The sequence below is a fragment of the Pseudomonas sp. NFIX10 genome (genome assembly GCF_900111955.1).
GTDB lineage: Bacteria > Pseudomonadota > Gammaproteobacteria > Pseudomonadales > Pseudomonadaceae > Aquipseudomonas > Aquipseudomonas fluorescens_AA.
On the sequence record NZ_FOKH01000011.1, the window covers coordinates 39,590 to 62,464 of the forward strand.

A 22,875-nucleotide genomic window follows, 5' to 3' on the forward strand; every position below is an offset into this window, starting at 1 on the left:
CTCCCCGGGAGGCCGCGTCATTTTCATCGCGGGCAAGCCTTGCTCCCACAGCCTCTCGCCACCGCTACTTCTGTTCGCTCTGCGGTGTCACGCGCAACACTTCCTCGACGGTGGTCAACCCCGCCGCCACCTTTTGCGCTCCCGACAGCCTCAGGCTGCGCATCCCTTCCTTGAAGGCCTGGCGGCGCACCGCCAGCAGGTCGGTGTCGGGGTGGATCAAGGCCTTGACGCTGTCGGTCAGTTGCATGATTTCGTAGACACCGGCGCGGCCGCGATAACCGGTGTCGCGGCATTCCAGGCAGCCGACGGCCTGTTGGGCATTGCTCGGCAACGGTGCCTGCCAGGGCCGCGTCAGGGTCTGCCAGTCGTCTTCGTCCAGGGTCAGCGGGGCCTTGCATTGCGGGCACAGGGTGCGCACCAGCCGTTGGGCCATGACCCCGAGCACGGTGGCCTTGATCAGGTAATGGGGCACACCCAGCTCCAGCAGGCGGCTGATGGCGCTCGGCGCGTCGTTGGTGTGCAGCGTCGACAGCACCAGGTGTCCGGTCAGCGCCGCCTGGATCGCCATTTCAGCGGTTTCCAGGTCACGGATCTCACCGATCATGATGATGTCCGGGTCTTGCCGCATCAATGCCCGTACCCCGGCGGCGAAGGTCAGGTCGATGTTGTGCTGGACCTGCATCTGGTTGAAGGACGCCTCGACCATTTCAATCGGGTCCTCGATGGTGCAGAGGTTCACTTCCGGCGTCGCCAGTTTCTTGAGGGTGGTGTAGAGGGTGGTGGTCTTGCCGGAACCGGTAGGCCCGGTCACCAGGATGATGCCATTGGGCTGGCGGGTCATGTCCTGCCAGCGGCGCAGGTCGTCGGCGGAGAAACCGAGCTGGTCGAAATCCTTGAGCAGCACTTCCGGGTCGAAGATCCGCATGACCATTTTTTCGCCGAACGCCGTGGGCAAGGTCGACAGGCGCAATTCCACTTCGCCGCCATCCGGGGTCTTGGTCTTGACCCGGCCGTCCTGGGGTTTGCGTTTTTCCGCGACGTTCATCCGCCCCAGGCTCTTGAGGCGGCTGACGATCGCCATCGTGACCTGCGGCGGGAACTGATAGACGGTGTGCAGCACCCCGTCGATGCGAAACCGTACCGTGCCCTGCTCGCGGCGCGGTTCGATGTGGATATCGCTGGCCCGCTGTTGGAAGGCGTACTGGAACAGCCAGTCGACGATATTGACGATGTGAGCGTCGTTGGCGTCCGGTTCCTGGTCACTGGCCCCCAGGTTGAGCAACTGTTCGAAATTGCTCAGGTTGCTCGGTTGCTGATCGACCGTGGTGGCACCGCTGACCGATTTGGCCAGGCGATAGAACTCCACGCTCAGGCGCTGGATATCCACCGGGCTGGCGACCACCCGCTTGATCGGCAGCTTGAGCACGTGGGTGAGGTCGGCTTCCCAGCTGCTGACGTAGGGCTGTGCGCTGGCAACGGTGACGGCGTCACGATCGACCGCTACCGCGAGGATCTTGTGGCGCTGGGCAAAGGCATAGGACATCAAGGGCGTCACGGCCGCTACGTTGATTTTCAGCGGGTCGATGCGCATGTAGGGTTGGCCGGCCTGCTGGGACAACCACAGGGTCAGGTTCTCCAGGTCCAGGCGCTTGCCGGGGCGACTGAGATCGTCCAGGTGCTGGTTGGCAATGAACTCCAGCGGATGCAGCTGGCTATTGGCGCTGTGGCGTCGGCGGGCGTTGAGCGCGGTTTCGGCCGAATCCTGGCTGATGAAGCCCTGGGTGACCAGTTGGCGCAGCAGATCATTGAGGTCCAGCCAGCGGTCCTGAGTGGCGTGTTTGGTGGACATGCGGGTTCCTATTGGACAATTGCAGCAAAGCCGCGATACAGACGCTTCGGCGTCCTCGCTCGGTCTGCAAAAGAATAGTCCCGACCCTGTGGTCCGTTGGGCCACTACCCGACCAATGCGTTACCAGGTCTTGCCCATGGGCCGCTCAACCGGCCGCCTGGGTCGGCTCAACCCTCGTAAATTCAACGCTTTGCAGGTCCACCGAGCACATGCCGATCAGGTTACGTAATTTTTCAGCGATCACCTGGGCTCGATGCCAACTCAGACCGTCCAGGCCGATGTCCAGGGACAGCAGATCGTCGAGGCGCTCGACGCGCACGTGCCGTGGCGTAAGGCCCTGCAAGGCAAACAGGTTCAGCGCCCGGCACAGCAGGTCCGGCTCGGCTTCGGCCAGCATTTGGTACTGCACCCGGCAATGGGCATTGGCGGTGTGCCAGACGTCAGCGCGGGTCGTGGCGGTGGCAACGGCTTCGAGTGGGGGCATGGCTGGTCTCCTGGAGGGCGGGAGAAATATTTACATGTGTCGCGGGAGATTTCTTATCTAAGATGAGTGGTTATGGCGATTTTTCGAATCGCTTGATTCTCCAAATAATCATTCATGGGTTTATTTATGCAAAGCGAGCTGGATGGCTACGACCGCCGGATACTGGCGCTGCTGCAAGAGGATGCCTCGCTGTCCAGTGCGCAAATCGCCGAGCAGGTCGGCTTGTCTCAATCGCCGTGCTGGCGGCGGATCCAGCGGATGAAGGAGGAGGGCATCATCCGCGGTCAGGTGACGTTGCTGGATCGCAAGAAAATCGGCCTCGACACGCAGATCTTCGCCGAAGTGAAACTCAACGCCCATGGCCGTTCGAACTTCACCGAGTTCACCGAGGCGATTCGCGGCTTCCCCGAAGTGCTGGAGTGTTACGTGTTGATGGGCGCTGTGGATTTTCTGTTGCGCATCGTCACGGCGGACATCGAGGCCTATGAGCGATTCTTTTTCGAAAAGCTGTCGATGGTGCCGGGGATCCAGGAAGTGAATTCGATCGTGGCGCTGTCGGAGATCAAGTCGACGACGAGTTTGCCGGTGGTGCGCTGAGTTCTGTGGAGGATGTGCTGGCCCCATCGCGAGCAAGCTCGCTCCCACAGTTGATCTTCAGCGGCCACTGGATGTGGTTACAACGCTGAACCCCTGTGGGAGCGAGCTTGCTCGCGATGGCGGCGTCACAGGCGAAGCAAAGTCTTCCAAGCCCTATTCTGGTACACCGCAATCGCCTGCTGCTTGCGCGCATCCAGGGTTTCGTCGGTGATGGGTTGGTTGGCCAGTTGTGCCAGCTTGTTCAGTTCACCATAAAGGCGATCCATTTCCGGGATCTCCAGCACATGACGGGCGTGGTGCAGCCAGGCCTGGATGCGTTCGATGCGCGGCAACTGCTCGGCGAGGTCTTCCGGCTGCTGCTGATAGCGTTGCAATTGCAGGGACGAGGATTCTTCGCCCAGCAGACGCGGCAGCCAGCTGCCCAGTTGCGCCGCGCCCTGGCGATTGCCACGAGTGTTGCGCTCGGCGGCCCAGCTGCGGGCCAGCAGCCAGCGTGAAGTATTGAGGGAAAACAGGCCCCAGCGCGGGTCTTGCAACTCTTCAAGGAACTGTTCCGGCGCGGCCTTGCGCACGTCTTCGTCGTCCAGGCCAGCCTGGACCAGCGGACGCCAGTCTTCCAGCAACGCGTCCAGGGCCAGGCGCAGGTCGTGGGTCGACTGGCGTGGCGCGGCCTGGCCGAGGCTGCTGAGCAGGGCACGCAGTTCGGCGAGGTTTTCCACCCAGTCCTGCAGCAGGCGCCAGTGGCCATTGAAACGGTATTGTTCGGCCAGGCGTTGGCTGCTGCCGAGTAAATGCCAGCTCAGCGCGGCGAAGGCATCATCCAGCGGCGTTTCGGCGGTCAACTGCGGGGCCGGCAGGCTCAAGGCATAGCTGCCCGCGTCATGCAGGCGATAGCCTCGCTCGGCCTTGCTGATGTCGCACGGCATCAAGGGCAGGGTCGCGGCCAGCTCGGCGGCCAGTTCCAGCAGGGCGGCGGGCTCGCCTTCGCGCAATTCCAGCTCCAGTTCGCAGATTTCTTCCTTCTGCTTGCCCACCACGACGTGGCCCAGGTCCAGGGCGGCTTCGATGACTACCTTGCCTTTGCCACGGCCCCAGGCGATTTCAGCGCGTTCGCGGACGAAATCGGTGGTGAAGATGGCCTTGAGAGTTTTCTTGTCCAGTTCGGCCAGGGCCTCGGGCCAGCATTCGCCGTCGAGCTTCTTCAGGTCAAGCTTGGCCTTGGGCAGGTGCCAGTCGTATTCGTTGCGTTCGGACAGGCCGGCGACGCTCTGGCCGCGGGTCTTGAGGGTCTGGATCACCTCTTCACCGTCGCGACGCAGGCGCAGGGCGACCTTGGCCCGGGCCAGGTCGCGCTCTGGCGTGTCGAAATACTGGTTCATCAATTCGTGGCGTTCCCAGCCACTCTTGTTGCGTTTTTTCAGCAGCGGATGCTCGCGCAAGGCTGCCAGGGTCTCGCGGCTGACGCGGAGTTTGATTTCGGTTTCTTTCTGCATGGCCGGAAAATCCAGGGATCGGGTGCGCAGCCGGGGGAAGGTGTGGCTGCCAAGGCCGTGCAGTGTACAGGACTCGCTCATCCTACGCGCCGCGACGGTTTATTCCTTGCGCCGGATGGTTCTATGATGGACGTCAATTTGTAAGCCCGGAGTCAGCGATGCCTTTGCCGTCCATGAAAGATCAATTCGCTGCCCTGATCGCCACGCCTTCGGTCAGCTGTACCCAACCTGGGCTCGACCAGTCCAACAGTGCCGTGATCGAACGGCTGGCGGGTTGGCTTGGCGACCTTGGGTTCTCCTGCGATGTCCAGCAGGTCAGCCCCGGCAAATTCAATTTGCTGGCCAGTTTCGGCAGTGGTCCTGGCGGCCTGGTGTTGGCTGGCCACAGCGACACGGTGCCGTTCGACGGTGCGTTATGGCAGACCGATCCATTGAAGCTCACCGAGGTCGATGGTCGTTGGGTGGGCCTGGGCAGTTGCGACATGAAGGGTTTTTTCGCCCTGGCCATCGAAGCGGTCAAGCCGCTGCTGGACCAACCGTTTAAGCAACCGCTGCTGATCCTCGCGACCTGTGACGAAGAAAGCTCCATGTCCGGCGCCCGGGCCCTGGCCGATGCCGGCCGACCGTTGGGGCGCGCGGCGGTGATCGGCGAGCCGACCGGTCTGCGCCCGATTCGCCTGCACAAGGGCGTGATGATGGAGCGCATCGACATTCTCGGGCGCAGCGGCCATTCGTCCGATCCGCGCCTGGGCCACAGCGCCCTGGAAGCCATGCACGATGCCATGGGCGAACTGCGTGGCCTGCGCCTGCAATGGCAGCGTGAATTCCGTAATCCACAGTTCAGCGTGCCACAACCGACCCTGAACTTCGGTTGCATCCACGGTGGTGATAACCCCAACCGGATCTGCGGCCAGTGCTCCATGGAATTCGACCTGCGCCCGTTACCGGGCATGGACCCGCAAGTGCTGCGGGCGGCGATCCGGCAGAAGCTCGAGCCGATTGCCGAGCGACACCAGGTCAAGATCGACTATGCGCCGCTGTTCCCCGAAGTGCCCCCGTTCGAGCAGGCCGAGGACGCCGAGTTGGTCCGCGTGGCCGAACGACTGACCGGCCATCGCGCCGAAGCAGTGGCGTTCGGCACCGAAGCGCCTTATCTTCAGCGCCTTGGCTGCGAAACCCTGGTGCTTGGTCCTGGCGATATCGCCTGTGCCCACCAACCGGGCGAGTACCTTGAAATGTCACGTTTGCAACCTACCGTACAGTTGCTGCGGCAGCTGATCGGCCATTACTGCCTGACGCCGGCCACGGCCGGTTAAATTGTGCCCTTGCGGGCCCGTATTCATCACATGAGGAGAGCGCGCGTGTCGCCAAGCCTGTTCCGACGATAACCATCAGCCCGTTGTGCGTTCTGTTTCGTCTTTTTTTGGCTGTTATTTATTACAGGTCCAGGTTCATGCCCGAATACGTCAATTGGCTTCGTCACGCTTCGCCCTACATCAACGCCCACCGCGATTGCACCTTCATCGTCATGCTGCCCGGCGACGGGGTGGAACACCCCAATTTCGGCAACATCGTCCATGACCTGGTGCTGCTGCACAGCCTCGGCGTGCGCCTGGTGCTGGTCCACGGTTCGCGCCCGCAGATCGAGACCCGCCTCGCGGCACGGGGCCTGACGCCCCATTACCATCACGGCATGCGCATCACCGATGCGGCGACCCTGGAGTGCGTGATCGACGCCGTCGGCCAATTGCGCATCGCCATCGAGGCACGCTTGTCCATGGACATGGCCTCCTCGCCCATGCAGGGCTCGCGGCTGCGGGTCGCCAGCGGCAACCTGGTCACCGCGCGTCCCATCGGCGTGCTCGAAGGCGTGGATTATCACCACACCGGTGAAGTGCGCCGGGTCGATCGCAAGGGCATCAACCGCCTGCTGGACGAGCGCTCCATCGTGTTGCTGTCGCCGTTGGGTTATTCGCCCACCGGGGAGATCTTCAACCTGGCCTGTGAAGACGTCGCCACCCGGGCGGCCATCGACCTGGCGGCCGACAAGCTGTTGCTGTTCGGCGCCGAGCAAGGGCTTATCGGCGAGGACGGACGGCTGGTTCGGGAATTGCGCCCGCAACAGGTCCCGGGCCACATGCAGCGCCTGGGCAGCGACTATCAGGCCGAACTGCTGGATGCGGCGGCCCAGGCCTGTCGTGGCGGGGTCGCACGCAGCCATATCGTCAGCTATGCCGAGGATGGCGCGCTGCTGGCTGAACTGTTCACCCGCGATGGCAGCGGTACGCTGGTGGCCCAGGAGCAATTCGAGGTGGTGCGCGAAGCGGCCATCGAAGACGTCGGCGGCCTGCTGGACCTGATCAGCCCGCTGGAAGAGCAGGGGATTCTGGTGCGTCGCTCCCGCGAAGTGCTGGAGCGCGAGATCGAACAGTTCAGCGTGGTCGAGCGCGAAGGCATGATCATCGCCTGCGCGGCGCTGTATCAGATCGCCGATTCGGATGCCGGGGAACTGGCCTGCCTGGCGGTGAATCCGGAGTACCGCCACGGTGGCCGGGGCGATGAACTGTTGGAGCGAATCGAAACCCGGGCCCGTGCCCAAGGGCTCAAGACGCTGTTCGTACTGACGACCCGGACTGCCCACTGGTTCCGCGAACGCGGTTTCGAGCCCAGCAGCGTCGACCGTCTGCCGGCAGCGCGGGCGTCGCTCTACAACTATCAGCGTAATTCGAAGATATTCGAAAAGGCCCTGTAGAGCCGTTCCAAACCCTTGCGCGACCGCGATCTTGATTTCAGACAATTAGCAGCTAGTCTGGAACGCTCAAGATCGCACCGCGCGCGCCGTCGTTGTGATCAGGATCGAAGCCATTGGAGGCGCCGGAGCCTTATTTCGCCGCAGGATGAGCGGACCTCGCAAAACCCGATAAAACACCATTCAGTAATCCTCGATATCGCCGATAAGCCTTGTCACGGCTTGATGACGCTTTAGTGGCACCCATATGTCGAATCGAGCTGAAAACTAATGAAACAATTCTTTTTGGATTTATAGAGAATCCATTATCCTGCGGGCCGGTGTAGCGGAGTTAGACCTTGGTCGTAGTCACAAATGGTTACGATTGACTTGTCAGTCACGGTCTGGCGCTAATCGCGCATCTGCGGATTCCGGACGATCGATCCAGGACCAAAGAACACAAGAATTAGAAAACGAGAGGAGCGAAGCATGAACAAGTCTACCTTGGCCCTGGCTGTGGCCTTTGGGGTTTTGGCGCAGCAGGCAGGCGCAGCGGGTTTTATCGAGGACAGCAAGGCGTCCGTCAGTTCTCGCACCATGTACTTTGACAACGATAACCATGAAGGCGGTAGCGACCAGCGTGAGGCCGCCACTGGCCTGAAGTTCGACTACAAATCCGGCTTCACTCAAGGCGTGGTGGGTTTTGGTATCGACGCCCAGGCGTTGGCCGGTCTTCACCTCGACGGTGGCAAGGGTCAACACCCAGACAACAACTCCTTCTCCCCAAGCGACTCCGACGGCTCTGCCGAACACAGCTGGAGCCGCGCATCGGGCAACGTGAAGGCGCTTTTCTCCAAGACCGAGGCTCACCTGGGTGGCGCACTGCAGCCTAACCTGCCGATCCTGGTCGCCAACGATGGCCGCCTGCTGCCGCAAACCTTTGAAGGTGGCACGATCACCTCCAAGGACCTGGACAACGTCACGTTCAACGCCGGCCAACTGGAGCACGCGCAGGGCCGTGCCGGGACCAACAGCACTGGCCTGGCCGTGAACGGCGGTACTGAGGACAGCAACCAGTTCCGTTACGCCGGTGCTGACTGGAAGGTCACCAAAGACCTGACCCTGCAGTACTACTACGCCAACCTGCAGGATTACTACAAACAGCACTTCCTGGGTGCGGTACACGTTTTCCCGGTCAGCGAAGGCCAGTCGTTCAAGACTGACCTGCGTTACTTCGACAGCAGCTCCGATGGCCGCAACGGCGACCCGGGCTATCGCTTCAACAACAACGGTGGCTACGCCAAGAACCCGGGCGAGGTCGATAACAAGACCTGGAGCGCCATGTTCACCTATACCCTGGGCGGCAGCGCGTTCCTGTTGGGCCATCAACAAGTTGGCGATGATGGTGGCTTCGTCTACCTGAACCAGGGCAGCCTGCTCAATGATGCCGGTCGTAACGAAGGCGCGGGTGGTTCGAGCTTCTACCTGTTCACCGACAGCATGATCCAGCAGTTCATCCGTGCAGGTGAGAACACCACCTTTGGTCAATACTCGTACGACTTTACCGGCCTGGGCGTTCCAGGCCTGAAGGCCGCGATTGCCTACCTGCATGGCGATGACATCAAGTCCGCTACTGGCGGAAGCGATACTTCCGAGTGGGAGCGTGACATGCGCCTGGACTACGTTGTCCAGCAAGGTCCGCTCAAGGGCTTCGGCACGACCCTGCGTTACGGTTCTTACCGTGGCAGCGGCACTGGTATTGCCGACCAGGATCAGACCCGCCTGATCTTCAACTACACTTACAACTTCCTGTAAGACGTAGAAAAGTAAAAAAAGCCCCGCCCGGCAGTGCGCCCGGCGGGGCTTTTACGTTTTCGGGTCGGCTAGCGGGATTCTTTTCGTATTCCTCCCGTACCCTTGGGACGCAACGCTCGATGCTCGCAGCTTTGTTGATGTACGTCATCGACCATACACGCTGCCTTCGTCTTGAATATCGTTGAGCAGGCCTGCCCGAGCCTCGTCGAGAGCGGTTTTTTCGCTGAGGATAAAACATTCGTACAACCTTGCCTGTACGTCTCTGGCCCAGAATCTCTGGCCTCGGGTCACGATCTGGTATTGCATCACGGTCGTTGCCGCGCGCAAGTCAATCAGATCCACCGGACTCCCGGCTATGTCTGCCAAGTCTCCTGAAAGGTGCCATAACAACGCAGGGTCGACCTGACCGGACAAGAGCACAGCCATATCCACATCACTGTCGGGTCCGGCGGTCCCTTGTGCATGGCTACCGAACAGGTACACCGCCAGTAAATCAGGCAGATGGTTTTGCAGATGGGTTAACAAGGCTTGAGTGTTCATGCAGCCTATCCTAGCCGCTCGTCCTGACATCGGGTCAATAATTTACTAACCGAGGGTGCGGACAAACGCCATAAAAAAAGCCCCGCCCGGCATCACGCCGGGCGGGGCTTTACGTTTTTTCGAGTCGGACCCACCCCTGTAGCCCTCCCCGAAACTTCTCCTCTTTCAGCAACTCGAGGCCTTCTCGAACCTCGATGTCGATCTTGGGCCAGTAGACGGAATGGCGCCAGTGAACAGTTTTTTATATTCACTAATGATCTAGATAAATGGATATTTATTCTTTTTAAATCAATCGAAACCAGTGCAAAGTTGGGCTCACGACAACCCCATCCAGGAGCCGCACCATGAGCCTCAGACTCGGCGACATCGCCCCCGACTTCGAACAGGATTCCAGCGCCGGCAAGATTCGCTTCCACGAATGGCTCGGCGACAGCTGGGGCGTGCTGTTTTCCCACCCGGCGGACTTCACACCGGTATGCACCACCGAGTTGGGCCTCACCGCCAAGCTCAAGGACGAGTTCGCCCAGCGCGGGGTCAAGGCCATTGCCCTCTCGGTGGACCCGGTGGACTCGCACCACAAGTGGATCGAGGACATCAACGAGACCCAGAACGCCGTGGTCAATTTTCCGATCCTGGCCGATGCCGACCGCAAGGTGTCGGACCTGTACGACCTGATCCACCCCAACGCCAGCGACACCTTGACCGTGCGCTCACTGTTCGTGATCGACCCGAACAAGAAGATTCGCCTGACCATCACCTACCCGGCCAGCACCGGGCGCAATTTCAACGAGATCCTGCGGGTGATCGATTCCCTGCAGTTGACCGACAACTACAAAGTCGCCACCCCGGCCAACTGGCAGGACGGTGATGAAGTGGTGATCGTGCCGTCGCTCAAGGATGAAGAGGAACTCAAGCAGCGCTTCCCCAAGGGTTATCGCGCCGTGAAACCTTACCTGCGCCTGACCCCGCAGCCCAATCGCTGATGCACCACCTGAACCTGATCTGATGATCGTTCCCACGCTCTGCGTGGGAACGCCTCAACGGACGCTCCGCGTTCGGCTTTTGGGACGCAGAGCGTCCCTGGCTGCATTCCCACGCAGAGCGTGGGAACGATCAGTACCTGTGCACCAAGGGTTTTGGCCGTTTCGACGGCCTTTTTTATTGCGGCAAAGAAAAGGATATCGTATATCTCAAAATTGCATAACCAAATGAATAAATATGATTTAAAGATATATGAATCCCCTGTTATGGTTTGACCCATGCAGCGAGATCGCCCGCCGCGAATCGCACGTGACAGTTAAGGAAGGGTAGGCATGTTGGTCGTCTCACTCGGTGGCAGTCCCAGCCAACGCTCCCGCTCAGGGGTGCTGCTGGAACGTTCGCAACGCTGGTTGCAGCAGCAAGGTGTGGAAGTGGTGAGCTATCAGGTGCGCGACTTCCCGGCCGAAGATCTGCTCCATGCCCGTTTCGACAGCCCGAAGGTGGTCGACCTACTCCAGCAGATCGAAAACGCCGATGGCCTGTTGATCGCCACGCCGGTGTACAAGGCGTCTTTTTCCGGCGCGCTGAAGACGGTGCTGGACCTGCTGCCTGAGCGCGCCCTGGCCCATAAAGTGGTGTTGCCGATGGCAACCGGTGGCAGCATCGCCCATATGCTGGCGGTGGACTACGCCCTCAAGCCAGTGTTGTCGGCGCTCAAGGCTCAGGAAATGCTCCACGGAATCTTTGCCGAAGACAGCCAGATCGCTTACGGCGAGGGCAGCGCCCAGGCGCAATTGGCGCCGGCCCTGCAGCAGCGCCTGGACGAGGCGCTGGAACAGTTTTTCAGTGCCATGGCCCGCCGGCCCAGGCCGCTGGACCCCAATGTATTGAACGAACGTTTGCTGAGTGCTCGCTGGAGCATTTGAACCCCGAACACTCTGATTCAACTCACCTTACTCAGCCGCCAACGGCCCAGCAGGTGCAGCCAAAACCCCACAGCAAAAAGGAGAGGCGCCATGCGCACTGTCATTTTGCGTCGCGGGCTGGTCGCTCTGTTTGCTGCGGCTGTGTCCCTCGGCGTCATCGCTCAAGCTCAAGCCGAGACCTTGCGGATCGGTTATCAGAAATACGGCACCCTGGTGCTGCTCAAGGCCAAGGGCTCGTTGGAGAAACGCCTCGCCGCCCAAGGCGTGGACGTGCAATGGACCGAGTTCCCCGGCGGCCCGCAGCTGCTGGAAGGCTTGAACGTCGGCTCCATCGACTTTGGCGTAACCGGTGAAACCCCGCCGGTGTTTGCCCAGGCCGCGGGCGCCGATCTGCTTTATGTCGCTTACGAACCACCGGCGCCCACCAGTGAAGCCATCCTCGTGCCCAAGGGGTCGGCCATCCAGTCGGTGCAAGACCTGAAGGGCAAGAAAGTCGCACTGAACAAAGGCTCCAACGTCCACTACCTGCTGGTGCGGGCGCTGGAAGACGCCGGCCTCAAGTATTCCGATATCCAGACCGTGTTCCTGCCGCCGGCCGACGCCCGCGCCGCGTTCGAACGGGGCAGCGTGGACGCCTGGGTGATCTGGGACCCGTACCAGGCTGCCGCCGAACAACAGTTGCAGGCACGCCCCCTGCGTGACGGCAAAGGCATCGTCGATAACCACCAGTTCTACCTCGCCACCAAACCCTATGCGCAAAAGAATCCCCAGGTCATCACGACCCTGGTGGAGGAAGTGCGCGCGGTGGGCGAGTGGTCCAAGGCCAACCCTGAAGACGTGACCAAGCAGGTCTCGCCGCTGCTGGGTCTGCCGGCGGACATCACCCTGACGTCGGTGAAACGCCAAGGCTACGGGGCGCTGTTCCTCACGCCGGACGTGGTGGCGGCACAACAGAAAATCGCCGACAGCTTCTACCAGCTCAAATTGATTCCCAAACCCTTGAGTATCAAGGACGTGATCTGGACGCCGCCGGCGGCCGTTGCGAACGCGCAGTAATTCGATTCCTTTAGGAGACCACTCCATGAGCCTCAATATCTTCTGGTTCCTGCCTACCCACGGCGACGGCCATTACCTTGGCACTGCCGAAGGCGCCCGCGCCGTCGATCACGGTTACCTGCAGCAGGTCGCCCAAGCGGCGGATCGACTGGGTTTTGGCGGCGTGCTGATCCCCACCGGGCGTTCCTGCGAGGACTCCTGGCTGGTCGCCGCTTCGTTGATTCCCGTGACCCAACGTCTGAAATTCCTCGTGGCCCTGCGCCCTGGGATCATTTCCCCGACGGTGGCGGCGCGTCAGGCCGCGACCCTCGACCGGTTGTCCGGCGGGCGGGCATTGTTCAACCTGGTGACCGGCGGTGACCCGGACGAACTGGCCGGCGATGGCCTGTTCCTCGACCACGAGCAACGCTACCAGGCATCAGTGGAGTTCACCCGCATCTGGCGCCGGGTGCTGGAAGGCGAGACCGTGGATTACGACGGCGAGCACATCAGCGTGAAGGGCGCCAAGTTGCTCTATCCGCCGATCCAGCAACCGCGTCCGCCGCTGTATTTCGGCGGCTCGTCGGAAGCCGCCCAGGACCTCGCCGCCGAGCAGGTGGAAATGGTACTGACCTGGGGCGAGCCGCCCGCGGCCGTGGCGGAAAAAATCGCTCAGGTACGGGCCAAGGCAGCGAAACTGGGCCGTACCGTGCGCTTCGGTATTCGCCTGCATGTGATCGTGCGGGAAACCAACGCCGAAGCCTGGCAGGCGGCCGACCGGCTGATCTCCCACCTGGACGATGACACCATCGCCCGTGCCCAGGCCTCCCTGGCGCGCTTCGATTCGGTGGGCCAGCAACGCATGGCCGCCCTGCACGGTGGCCGTCGCGACAAGCTGGAAGTCAGCCCCAACCTCTGGGCCGGTGTCGGTCTGGTTCGCGGCGGTGCCGGTACGGCGCTGGTGGGCGATGGCCCGACCGTGGCGGCGCGGGTCAAGGAGTACGCCGACCTGGGCATCGACACCTTTATCTTCTCCGGTTATCCACACCTTGAAGAGTCCTATCGCGTGGCGGAACTGTTGTTCCCGCACCTAGACGTGGAGCGCCCTGAGCTGCCGAAAAGCCAGGGGTATGTGAGCCCGTTCGGTGAAATGGTCGCCAACGACATCCTGCCCAAAGCCGCGTCCCAGAGCTGAGGCGGCCATGAAGAAAATCATTCACAACCTCGCGCCCTGGGCGGTGCCGCTGCTGTTGCTGTCGGTCTGGCAACTGTCGGTATCGGCCGGCTGGTTGTCCACGCGGATCCTCCCGGCGCCGGTGGCGGTGATCGAAGCCGGGGTCAACCTGGTGCGCAGCGGCGAGATCTGGACCCATCTGGCGATCAGCGGTTGGCGCGCAGCGGTCGGTTTCCTGATTGGCGGCGGCATCGGCCTGGCCCTGGGCTTCATCACCGGTTTGTCGAAATGGGGCGAACGCCTGCTGGACAGCTCCGTGCAAATGGTCAGGAACGTCCCGCACCTGGCGCTGATTCCGCTGGTGATCCTGTGGTTCGGCATCGACGAGTCGGCGAAGATTTTCCTGGTGGCCCTGGGCACGTTGTTTCCCATCTACCTCAACACCTACCACGGGATTCGCAACGTCGACCCGGCGCTGGTGGAGATGTCCCGCAGCTACGGCTTGTCCGGCTTCAGCCTGTTTCGCCAGGTGATCCTGCCGGGCGCCTTGCCTTCGATCCTGGTGGGCGTGCGCTTTGCCCTGGGTTTCATGTGGCTGACGCTGATCGTGGCGGAAACCATCTCGGCCAGCTCCGGCATCGGTTACCTGGCGATGAATGCCCGGGAGTTCCTGCAAACCGATGTGGTGGTGCTGGCGATTCTCCTGTACGCCGTGCTGGGCAAACTGGCCGACCTGGCCGCTCGCGGACTTGAGCGGGTCTGGCTGCGCTGGCACCCGGCGTACCAAGTGAACAAGGGAGGTGTGGCATGACCGCCCAACAACCTCCGCATCTGCTGCGTGGCATCCCGCTGGCGGTGCGCAAGCTGCAAAAAACCTTCGGCACGCGCCAGGTATTGCGCGATATCGACCTGCATATTCCGGCCGGTCAGTTCGTGGCCGTGGTCGGTCGCAGTGGCTGTGGCAAAAGTACCTTGCTGCGTTTATTGGCTGGCCTCGATCAGCCCACCGGTGGACAGCTGTTGGCCGGTTCGGCGTCGTTGAGCGATGCACGGGAAGACACGCGGCTGATGTTCCAGGAGGCACGTTTGCTGCCCTGGAAAAAAATCATCGATAACGTCGGCCTCGGCCTCAAGGGCAATTGGCGCCCGCAAGCGTTGCAGGCACTGGAAGCGGTGGGCCTGGCCGACCGCGCCCATGAGTGGCCGGCGGCGCTGTCCGGTGGCCAGAAGCAACGGGTGGCCCTGGCCCGCGCATTGATTCATAAGCCCCGGCTGTTGTTGCTCGACGAACCCTTGGGGGCGCTGGACGCCCTGACCCGTATCGAGATGCAGCAACTGATCGAAAACCTCTGGCGGCAGCACGGCTTCACGGTGTTGCTGGTGACCCACGACGTCAGCGAAGCGGTGGCGATTGCCGATCGGGTGATCCTGATCGAGGACGGCCAGATCGGCCTCGACCTGGCCATCGACCTGCCGCGTCCACGGGCTCGCGGCTCTCATCGCCTGGCGAGCCTGGAAACCGAAGTCCTCAACCGTGTGCTGTCCTTGCCCGGCCAACCGCCGGACCCCGAACCCGTTTCACCCTTGCCCACGCAGTTGCGTTGGGCGCAATAACTTCATCCAGACAGGAATCGACACCATGACTATCAAAGCCATCAACGTACGCAACCAGTTCAAAGGCACCATCAAGGAAATCGTCGAAGGCGACGTATTGTCGGAAATCGACGTGCAGACCGCTTCCGGCATCGTCACCTCGGTCATCACCACCCGTTCGGTCAAGGAGCTGGAGTTGGCGATCGGCAGTGAAGTGATCGCTTTCGTCAAATCCACCGAGGTATCGATCGCCAAGTTGTGAGCGATGCTCCATCAACAGCCCCGGACGGCGTGAGCCCTTCGGGGCTTTGTACTTTCAACTAGCGCAGCCAGCCTTTGCGCTTGATATAAACAAGCGGGAGGACCGCAGCCGAAAGTGTCAGCCCCATTGAATAGATGAAGCCGTGCTCCCATGAAAGCTCCGGCATTACCGCGAAGTTCATGCCGTAGAACGTACCCACCAGCGTGGGCGGCAGGAAAACAGCGGTGATGATGGTGAACACCTTGACGATTTGGTTCTGTTTTATGTTGAGAATGTTCGTCACGGCATTTTGCAAGTATCGTACTTTTTCGTGTTCGAAGTAGGCATGCTCCTTGACTCCCGCAACGTCGGCTGTGAGTTCATTCACAAGGCCCTGCAAATCAGCTTCGGTGGTGTTGTCCACCTCGCTGCTCAGGTATCGCACTGTGCGTGCAAGCGAGAGTTGTGCCTCAATACAGAGAGAGATCAGCTCTTCCTTGTCGTTGAGTGCGCGCATCGTTTCGATCAGGTCCGGTACGCCCAACTCCTTACCATCCGAGTTGTAGCCATCGGAGATTGCGGAAATTTCCTCGGCACTCTTCTCCAGCTCGTCGGCAATACGGTCGATGACAGCATCAGCGCCGTCGTTGGCCATCTGCAGTAACACTCGCAGTATCGCCTTTGGGTTTTGGGTATCGGCAGGTTTTCGACGCAAACGCTGAAGCGCGACATCAAAAGGGCGAAAGTGCACGTCATCGCAGAGAATGGCTACTATCTGCTCACCCAGGACGAAGGTCACACCTCCAAAATGCGGAGCCCCGCTTGCATCCAATGCAAGCAGTTTCGAGCGCATGTACAGAAAATGCCCATCTTCTATGACGCTACTGTTTTTCGGGGAAGTTTCGATGCCGAAACGCTGTTGCAGATTCGCACTTTCTTCGAACGTCGGTGCGTTTACCTCAAGCCAAACGACCTCGTGATCATGCTCCGGCTGAGGTAGTCCCTGAGCGATAGAAAGTGTCGCGTGATTGTTGATGATGCTGCGGATCATGTCTGATTACTCGTAGGCGGGCCATTGTATGGACAAATGCCCTACTTGGACGCGGGATTGAGCTCGCTGTGGGAAGGCGAGGTTGATGACGTCGTGGTTTCCTGGTCTGGTGGCTGCATGTAGTGCACCGCCGTCATGACTATTGCGAGAACCAAATACAACACGATCACCGCAACGATTACTTCGTTTTCAAGGCTGGTGCGGTTTGGCGGCTTCTTTTTCATGGCAACTCCGTTCGTCTCTACGGGGAGGGAATAAAAACCGGAGGATGAGTTCATGGCGCTCCGGCGTGTGCTGACGCCTACGGTGCGGCGTCTATCGGTAGGGGTAATTACTCGTCTTGCAGATTGCTGTTGAGCAGCTGCCAACGTACCGAACTCACCCCTTTTTCCAGGCTCACCCGGCTGGCCAACTGTTCCAGTTGTGCCGGGCTTGCTGGCGTGCCGACAAGTTCAGCGCGTACTTCGAGCTTGTCCGGGTTGGCCAGATCTTCACTGTGCAGTGATTGCAAGCGCAGGGCGCTTCCACTCAAGCCATGCAGGACGAGGGTGCGCACATGCACCTCGTCCTCCGCCCGGCAGACGATGTTGAAAGTAAAGCGCTGATCCACTTCAACGGCGGCGGCCGCCCCCTGACGATTTATACGTTGTGCGGCCTCGCGCAGGAGTATGTTGGCGCAGAGCACTACCAGCGTTCCGATGGCGGCCTCCAGCATATGGCCCATGCCGGACAAAATGCCTATCGCAGCGGAGCACCAAAGCGTCGCGGCAGTATTGAGGCCACGCACATTGAGGCCTTCACGCATGATCACACCGGCGCCAAGAAAGCCAATCCCTGAAACGACCTGAGCGGCGATCCGCGCAGCCCCCGAGCTATCACCGGGAGCTGTAAGTAATGAAACCATGACGAATAAGGCTGCACCGGTCGAAACAAGGGCATTGGTACGCAATCCAGCCAGGCGCTGGCGCAATTGACGTTCGGCACCTACCAGGGCACCCAGAGTGAGCGCGACGGTTACGCGCAGAAAAAATATTTTCCAATCCATGATTCACTTCCATACCGACGATTTGTTCGCAAAGCGAACAGAGTTTGGGAACGGATCGCGAAGGCTGGGCGAAGCACCACAGATGCACTGAGCACTTGCGTGCGGGCACTGGGGGAATTCATGGGGAAGAAGGTTTTGAATCCCGAGCCGGGACCGAAATACCGCTATCCGCCGTAAGACGGCAAGACAGTGGCAGAGAGGGGGCTGCTGGACTAACTTGCCGTTTTAGCCTGTCGTGATCGACTGGGGTAACTGTCCAAGACTGGACTCCTGTGTGGACTAAAAAGCGGGGGCGAAGGTAAATACTCTAAAGGTAGAAATCAAACAAAAACGGGAGGTGATTTGTTTCTGATCGCGTCAGGACACTGTCCGTCGGTCGCTATCATCAGCCTCTCGGTCAAGAAAACCGCGCGCAAGATCGAGGTGGGGGCCTTGCATTGAGCGTGCTCGGGCTGGTCCGGTGGCTATTGGCGCTGACCCAACGAACTTGGCAAAATCAGACGCTCTCACGCTTGGGCAAATAGGGCGGCAGGTACAGCCCCAGGTACGCATCGAACACCCGCATGCCTTCTTCGGCCATGCGTGGGGTGATGTGGCCGTGCTGCTGTATCGAGCGGGCGTAGACGCGGTCGCCCAGTTCCATGGCCAGGGCAAACACATCGACGTCGCCGGGCAGGGGCGGCAGGGCGAAATGCTGGTCGAATACCTTGTGCATCAAGTCACTCAGCTCCAGGTCGTGTTGGCGATCGGCTTGGGTGACTTCGGTCAGGCCGTGCTGAGCCAGGATCAGCTGGCGAGCGGCGGCGTCCTGGTTGTAGATGGCGAGCATGCGCTGTTCCACCAGCCGTGACAGGTCGTGCCAATGGTTCAGCGCGGCATGATCGATCGGTGCTTGCAGGCCCGCGCGAAAAGCGGCGTGGACGTCGGCGGTCAGGGCTTCGAGCAGGGCCGGGACGCTGGCGAAGAAGTGGTACACGGAGGAGGGCGGGATCCCGGCGCGCTCGGCGACGCTGTAGATCGACAGGCTGGCCACGCCTTCGGCGGCAAGCAGCGTACGGGCGGCATCGAGAATGGTGTCGATCCGGGCCTGGCTGCGTGCACGGGGTTTGCGAGGTGTGGCGATGCGTGTCATGAAGCTCTCCTGCGGGGCTGCCGGGCATTGTACGAGCCGGGTCCGGTGTTGTCTTCCCGGCTGCCTTGCTCTCACAGGGGGATGGCGGTGGGACAGGCACTGATGAGTGTTGACTGAAAGGGCCCCATCGCGAGCAAGCTCGCTCCCACAGGGGAGGGCGGTGGCCGGGATGTTGAAGGCATCACCGAACACAGTGTGGGAGCGAGCTTGCTCGCGATCCGCCGAAGGCGGCCATCCACCCAAGTGCAAAAAAAAACGCCGCAGCCCCGAAGGCCTGCGGCGTTTCTTTTTTACCGCAACCGCTTACACGGTATGCAGGTACCAGTTGTACTCGAGGTCGGAGATGGAGTGTTCGAACTCCTCCAGCTCACTCTCCTTGCAGGCCACGAAGATATCGATGTATTTCGGATCGATGTACTTGGCCATGACTTCACTGTCGTCGAGCTCGCGCAGGGCATCGCGCAAGTTGTTCGGCAGGCTTTGCTCGTTTTGCTCGTAGCTGTTGCCTTCCACCGGCGCACCGGGCTCGATCTTGTTGACCAGGCCATGGTGCACGCCCGCCAACACGGCCGCCATCAGCAGGTAGGGGTTGGCATCGGCACCGGCGACGCGGTGTTCCAGGCGCACGGCATCGGCCGAGCCGGTCGGCACGCGCAAGGCCACGGTGCGGTTGTCCAGGCCCCAGGTCGGCGAGTTCGGCACGTAGAACTGTGCGCCGAAACGACGGTAGGAGTTGACGTTCGGGCAGAGGAAAGCCATCTGCGCGGGCAGGGTCTCGAGCACACCGCCGATCGCGTGACGCAGTGCGGCGTTCTGCTCGGGATCCTCGCTGGCAAAGATATTCTTGCCGTCTTTATCCAGAATCGAAATGTGGACGTGCAACCCATTGCCCGCCTGGCCCGGATACGGCTTGGCCATGAAGGTGGTGTCCATCTCATGGTCGTAGGCGATGTTCTTGATCAGGCGCTTGAGCAGGACCGCATAGTCGCAAGCCTTGATCGGATCGGCCACGTGGTGCAGGTTCACTTCGAACTGCGCCGGGGCACTTTCCTTGACGATGGCGTCGGCGGGAATGCCTTGCTCCTTGGCCCCTTCCAGAATGTCCTGGAGGCAATCGACGTATTCGTCGAGGTCATCGATCAGGTAGACCTGTGTCGAATGCGGGCGTTTGCCGGAAATCGGCGAGCGAGGCGGTTGTGGGCGTCCATTCACGTTCTCCTGGTCGATCAGGTAGAACTCCAGCTCGAATGCGGCGCAGATGGTCAGGCCCAGTTCATCGAACTTGGTCACGACCTGGCGCAGGACTTCACGCGGGTCGGCGAAGAAAGGTTCGCCTTCGAGTTCGTGCATGGTCATCAACAGTTGCGCAGTCGGGCGCTTCTGCCAAGGCTCGTTGCACAGGGTGTCAGGAATGGGATAACAGATCCGGTCAGCATCACCGATGTCCAGGCCCAGGCCGGTGCTTTCCACCGTAGAGCCATTGATATCCAGAGCAAATAAAGAGGCCGGCAGGTTGATGCCTTTCTCGTAAACCTTGTGGAGGCTGGTGCGTTCTATGCGCTTGCCGCGCACCACACCATTCATATCCGCAATCAGAAGGTCAACGTACAGAACCTCAGGATGTTCCTTAAGGAACGCGTTCGCTTCGTTAAGCTGAACGGCACGCGGGGGTACCGACATGATGCAACACCTTTGTTGTTAAAAATATCAATCATTGATCTCTTCGAAAGCCAGTCAACCCGAACGGCATGCCGAAGTCAAGCAGGGCCTTTTTTGCCCTAAAAAAGCACCTGCAGGGCTTTTTTGAGGCAATTTAGGGCGTTTTTTTCCCTTTAGGGGCCTTGGCGCCCGCAGGCTTGAGCGGGCCGTGTTGTATTTTTTACGGGGGTGTTGTGTAAAAAAATGAACAAGGCTAAGCTCGATTCAAACCCATAACAGCAATAATACCGGGGTGCTTCATGTCTCGCCTGCCGTTAATCGGCGTCACCACCTGCTCCAGGCAGATCGGTCTGCATGCTTATCACACCAGCGGCGATAAATATGCCCGGGCTGTCGCGACAGCCGCCAAGGGCTTGCCAGTGCTGGTCCCGTCCCTGGCGGATCTGTTCCCGCCGTCCGATATTCTGGACGCCCTGGACGGCATTCTTCTGACCGGCTCTCCTTCCAATGTAGAACCTTTTCATTATCAGGGCCCAGCCAGCGCGCCGGGCACTGCCCATGACCCTGCCCGGGACGCCACCACCCTGCCGCTGATCCGCGCCGCTGTCGAGGCGGGCGTCCCGGTGCTGGGCATTTGTCGTGGTTTCCAGGAGATGAACGTAGCCTTTGGCGGCAGCCTGCATCAGAAAGTTCATGAAGTCGGAACGTTCATCGATCATCGTGAAGACGATACTCAAGCGGTGGAGGTCCAATACGGTCCCGCCCACGCCGTGCACATCCAGCCTGGCGGCATACTGGCAGGCCTGGGGCTGCCCCGGACGATTGAGGTCAACTCGATCCACAGCCAGGGCATCGAGCGCCTGGCGCCTGGGCTGCGGGCCGAAGCGGTGGCGCCCGATGGCCTGATCGAGGCTGTTTCAGTGCCAGAAGGCAAGGCTTTTGCTTTAGGTGTGCAATGGCACCCTGAATGGGAGGTAAGCTCTAACCCGCACTACCTTGCGATTTTCCAGGCATTTGGCGATGCCTGCCGAGCAAGGGCAACACAACGCGACGCGGATGCGTCAAACAACGCCTGACGACTAATAGCCGTCAGGAAACTCACGCCTAGAGGCATTTATGAGTAACAACCTCGACCAGCTCACCGATTGGTTGAAAGACCACAAGATCACAGAAGTCGAATGCATGATTGGCGACCTGACCGGTATCACCCGGGGCAAGATCTCGCCGACCAACAAGTTCATCGCCGAGAAAGGCATGCGCCTGCCCGAGAGCGTTCTGCTCCAGACCGTTACGGGCGACTATGTCGAAGACGACATCTATTACGAACTGCTCGACCCGGCTGACATCGACATGATCTGCCGCCCGGACGAGAACGCCGTGTTCCTTGTGCCCTGGGCCATCGAGCCCACCGCCCAGGTCATCCACGACGCCTACGACAAGCAGGGCAACCCCATCGAGCTGTCGCCGCGCAACGTGCTCAAAAAAGTGCTCAAGCTCTATGCCGACAAAGGTTGGCAGCCCATCGTCGCGCCGGAAATGGAGTTCTACCTGACCAAGCGCAGCGACGACCCGGACTTTCCGCTGCAACCGCCCATTGGCCGTTCCGGCCGCCCGGAAACCGGTCGCCAGTCTTTCTCGATCGAAGCGGCCAACGAATTCGATCCGCTGTTCGAAGACGTCTATGACTGGTGCGAACTGCAGGAGCTGGACCTCGATACCCTGATCCACGAGGACGGCACGGCGCAGATGGAAATCAATTTCCGTCACGGCGATGCCCTGTCCCTGGCCGACCAGATCCTGGTGTTCAAGCGCACCATGCGCGAGGCGGCACTCAAGCACGACGTGGCCGCTACCTTCATGGCCAAGCCCATGACCGGCGAGCCGGGCAGTGCGATGCACCTGCACCAGAGCATCATCGACAAGGAAACCGGCAAGAACGTCTTCTCCAATGAAGACGGGACCATGAGCGATCTGTTCCTGCACCACATCGGTGGCTTGCAGAAGTTCATCCCCGAGCTGTTGCCGCTGTTCGCCCCCAACGTCAACTCGTTCCGCCGCTTCCTGCCGGACACCTCGGCACCAGTGAACGTGGAGTGGGGCGAAGAGAACCGCACCGTGGGCCTGCGCGTGCCGGACGCCGGGCCGCAGAACCGTCGGGTGGAAAACCGCTTGCCGGGCGCCGACGCCAACCCGTACCTGGCGATTGCCGCCAGCCTGCTGTGTGGCTTCATCGGCATGGTCGAAGGCATCGACCCGAGCGCGCCGGTGGTGGGCCGTGGCTACGAACGCCGCAACCTGCGTTTGCCGCTGACCATCGAAGACGCCCTGGAGCGCATGGAAAACAGCACCACCATCGAGAAATACCTGGGCAAGAAATTCATCACAGGCTACGTCGCGGTCAAGCGGGCCGAGCATGAAAACTTCAAGCGCGTCATCAGTTCGTGGGAGCGGGAATTCCTGCTCTTTGCCGTCTGAAGCGCCGGGCGAGGCTGCGTCAGGCAGCTTCGCCCCCACCGATAACAGGAGAATTCG

The 22,875-nt window shown here is 60.7% G+C and carries 22 protein-coding genes and 1 pseudogene; 13 read left to right on the top strand and 10 right to left on the bottom strand.

Translation table 11 applies throughout. The annotated features are described in order from the left end of the window. Positions 1-64 precede the first annotated feature (64 nt). A complete protein-coding gene (locus tag BM321_RS12270) occupies positions 65-1,849 on the bottom strand; it encodes a type IV pilus assembly ATPase TfpB (RefSeq protein ID WP_092442695.1) in 1,785 nt (594 codons plus the stop codon). A 145-nt stretch (positions 1,850-1,994) separates the two neighbouring features. After that, complete coding sequence (locus BM321_RS12275; RefSeq protein ID WP_092442696.1) at positions 1,995-2,333, bottom strand: hypothetical protein; 339 nt, start codon at positions 2,331-2,333, stop codon at positions 1,995-1,997. 126 nt (positions 2,334-2,459) lie between these two features. On the opposite strand from BM321_RS12275, the gene BM321_RS12280 reads away from it, so the two are divergent. Further along, entirely contained in the window at positions 2,460-2,930 is a 471-nt protein-coding gene (locus tag BM321_RS12280) for an Lrp/AsnC family transcriptional regulator (RefSeq protein WP_092442697.1), read from the top strand. Positions 2,931-3,055: 125 nt separating this feature from the next. Here BM321_RS12280 and BM321_RS12285 read toward each other — a convergent pair whose 3' ends face one another. After that, the gene (locus BM321_RS12285; RefSeq protein ID WP_092442786.1) at positions 3,056-4,423 is read right to left on the bottom strand and encodes a CYTH domain-containing protein; all 1,368 of its coding nucleotides are present in this window, start codon (positions 4,421-4,423) and stop codon (positions 3,056-3,058) included. A gap of 158 nt (positions 4,424-4,581) precedes the next feature. Between BM321_RS12285 and argE the strand changes: the two genes are divergently transcribed. From argE to BM321_RS12300, 3 genes are all read left to right on the top strand, one after another. Next, complete coding sequence (gene argE, locus BM321_RS12290; protein ID WP_092442698.1) at positions 4,582-5,739, top strand: acetylornithine deacetylase; 1,158 nt, start codon at positions 4,582-4,584, stop codon at positions 5,737-5,739. 137 nt (positions 5,740-5,876) lie between these two features. Beyond that, positions 5,877-7,175: an amino-acid N-acetyltransferase gene (argA, locus tag BM321_RS12295; protein WP_053126389.1), complete on the top strand. Its 1,299-nt coding sequence runs from the start codon at positions 5,877-5,879 to the stop codon at positions 7,173-7,175. Between the two features lie 465 nt (positions 7,176-7,640). After that, the gene (locus BM321_RS12300; RefSeq protein ID WP_092442699.1) at positions 7,641-8,966 is read left to right on the top strand and encodes an OprD family outer membrane porin; all 1,326 of its coding nucleotides are present in this window, start codon (positions 7,641-7,643) and stop codon (positions 8,964-8,966) included. A gap of 67 nt (positions 8,967-9,033) precedes the next feature. Here the strand turns inward: BM321_RS12300 and BM321_RS30880 are convergent. Then, a pseudogene (locus tag BM321_RS30880) lies at positions 9,034-9,121 on the bottom strand (toxin-antitoxin antitoxin component); the annotation flags it as partial. Then, positions 9,111-9,506, bottom strand: a complete 396-nt coding sequence (locus tag BM321_RS12305; RefSeq protein ID WP_092442700.1) for a type VII toxin-antitoxin system MntA family adenylyltransferase antitoxin — start codon at positions 9,504-9,506, stop codon at positions 9,111-9,113. The pseudogene BM321_RS30880 and the gene BM321_RS12305, both read right to left, overlap by 11 nt. A gap of 344 nt (positions 9,507-9,850) precedes the next feature. On the opposite strand from BM321_RS12305, the gene BM321_RS12310 reads away from it, so the two are divergent. From BM321_RS12310 to BM321_RS12340, 7 genes are all read left to right on the top strand, one after another. Then, positions 9,851-10,489: a peroxiredoxin gene (locus tag BM321_RS12310; RefSeq protein WP_024617266.1), complete on the top strand. Its 639-nt coding sequence runs from the start codon at positions 9,851-9,853 to the stop codon at positions 10,487-10,489. Between the two features lie 330 nt (positions 10,490-10,819). Then, positions 10,820-11,413 carry an NADPH-dependent FMN reductase gene (ssuE, locus tag BM321_RS12315; protein ID WP_092333046.1) on the top strand — a complete coding sequence of 198 codons (594 nt, stop codon included), beginning with the start codon at positions 10,820-10,822 and terminating at the stop codon, positions 11,411-11,413. A gap of 90 nt (positions 11,414-11,503) precedes the next feature. Beyond that, positions 11,504-12,469 carry a sulfonate ABC transporter substrate-binding protein gene (locus BM321_RS12320; RefSeq protein ID WP_092442701.1) on the top strand — a complete coding sequence of 322 codons (966 nt, stop codon included), beginning with the start codon at positions 11,504-11,506 and terminating at the stop codon, positions 12,467-12,469. A gap of 25 nt (positions 12,470-12,494) precedes the next feature. Then, entirely contained in the window at positions 12,495-13,643 is a 1,149-nt protein-coding gene (ssuD, locus tag BM321_RS12325) for an FMNH2-dependent alkanesulfonate monooxygenase (protein WP_060740150.1), read from the top strand. Between the two features lie 7 nt (positions 13,644-13,650). Next, a complete protein-coding gene (gene ssuC, locus BM321_RS12330; protein ID WP_092333052.1) occupies positions 13,651-14,433 on the top strand; it encodes an aliphatic sulfonate ABC transporter permease SsuC in 783 nt (260 codons plus the stop codon). Beyond that, on the top strand, positions 14,430-15,236 hold the full coding sequence (ssuB, locus tag BM321_RS12335) for an aliphatic sulfonates ABC transporter ATP-binding protein (protein WP_060740152.1): 807 nt from the start codon (positions 14,430-14,432) through the stop codon (positions 15,234-15,236). Before ssuC ends, ssuB begins: the two co-directional genes overlap by 4 nt. 25 nt (positions 15,237-15,261) lie before the next feature. Beyond that, a complete protein-coding gene (locus BM321_RS12340; RefSeq protein ID WP_003177394.1) occupies positions 15,262-15,477 on the top strand; it encodes a TOBE domain-containing protein in 216 nt (71 codons plus the stop codon). 58 nt (positions 15,478-15,535) lie between these two features. On the opposite strand, the gene BM321_RS12345 is transcribed toward BM321_RS12340, so the two are convergent. The 5 genes from BM321_RS12345 to BM321_RS12365 all read right to left on the bottom strand — a co-directional run bounded on the left by BM321_RS12345 (position 15,536) and on the right by BM321_RS12365 (position 20,364). Further along, a complete protein-coding gene (locus BM321_RS12345; protein WP_092442702.1) occupies positions 15,536-16,507 on the bottom strand; it encodes a CorA family divalent cation transporter in 972 nt (323 codons plus the stop codon). Between the two features lie 41 nt (positions 16,508-16,548). Further along, on the bottom strand, positions 16,549-16,731 hold the full coding sequence (locus BM321_RS12350) for a hypothetical protein (protein ID WP_092442703.1): 183 nt from the start codon (positions 16,729-16,731) through the stop codon (positions 16,549-16,551). 107 nt (positions 16,732-16,838) lie between these two features. Then, positions 16,839-17,552: an MgtC/SapB family protein gene (locus BM321_RS12355; protein WP_092442704.1), complete on the bottom strand. Its 714-nt coding sequence runs from the start codon at positions 17,550-17,552 to the stop codon at positions 16,839-16,841. A 496-nt stretch (positions 17,553-18,048) separates the two neighbouring features. Beyond that, positions 18,049-18,684 (bottom strand): TetR/AcrR family transcriptional regulator, encoded by a 636-nt coding sequence (locus tag BM321_RS12360; RefSeq protein WP_092442705.1) that lies wholly within the window; start codon positions 18,682-18,684, stop codon positions 18,049-18,051. Between the two features lie 303 nt (positions 18,685-18,987). Next, positions 18,988-20,364, bottom strand: a complete 1,377-nt coding sequence (locus BM321_RS12365) for a glutamine synthetase family protein (RefSeq protein WP_025216023.1) — start codon at positions 20,362-20,364, stop codon at positions 18,988-18,990. Between the two features lie 278 nt (positions 20,365-20,642). Between BM321_RS12365 and BM321_RS12370 the strand changes: the two genes are divergently transcribed. Both BM321_RS12370 and BM321_RS12375 read left to right on the top strand, forming a co-directional pair. After that, on the top strand, positions 20,643-21,419 hold the full coding sequence (locus BM321_RS12370) for a gamma-glutamyl-gamma-aminobutyrate hydrolase family protein (RefSeq protein WP_092442706.1): 777 nt from the start codon (positions 20,643-20,645) through the stop codon (positions 21,417-21,419). A gap of 40 nt (positions 21,420-21,459) precedes the next feature. Further along, a complete protein-coding gene (locus BM321_RS12375) occupies positions 21,460-22,818 on the top strand; it encodes a glutamine synthetase family protein (RefSeq protein WP_060740155.1) in 1,359 nt (452 codons plus the stop codon). Positions 22,819-22,875: the final 57 nt, after the last annotated feature.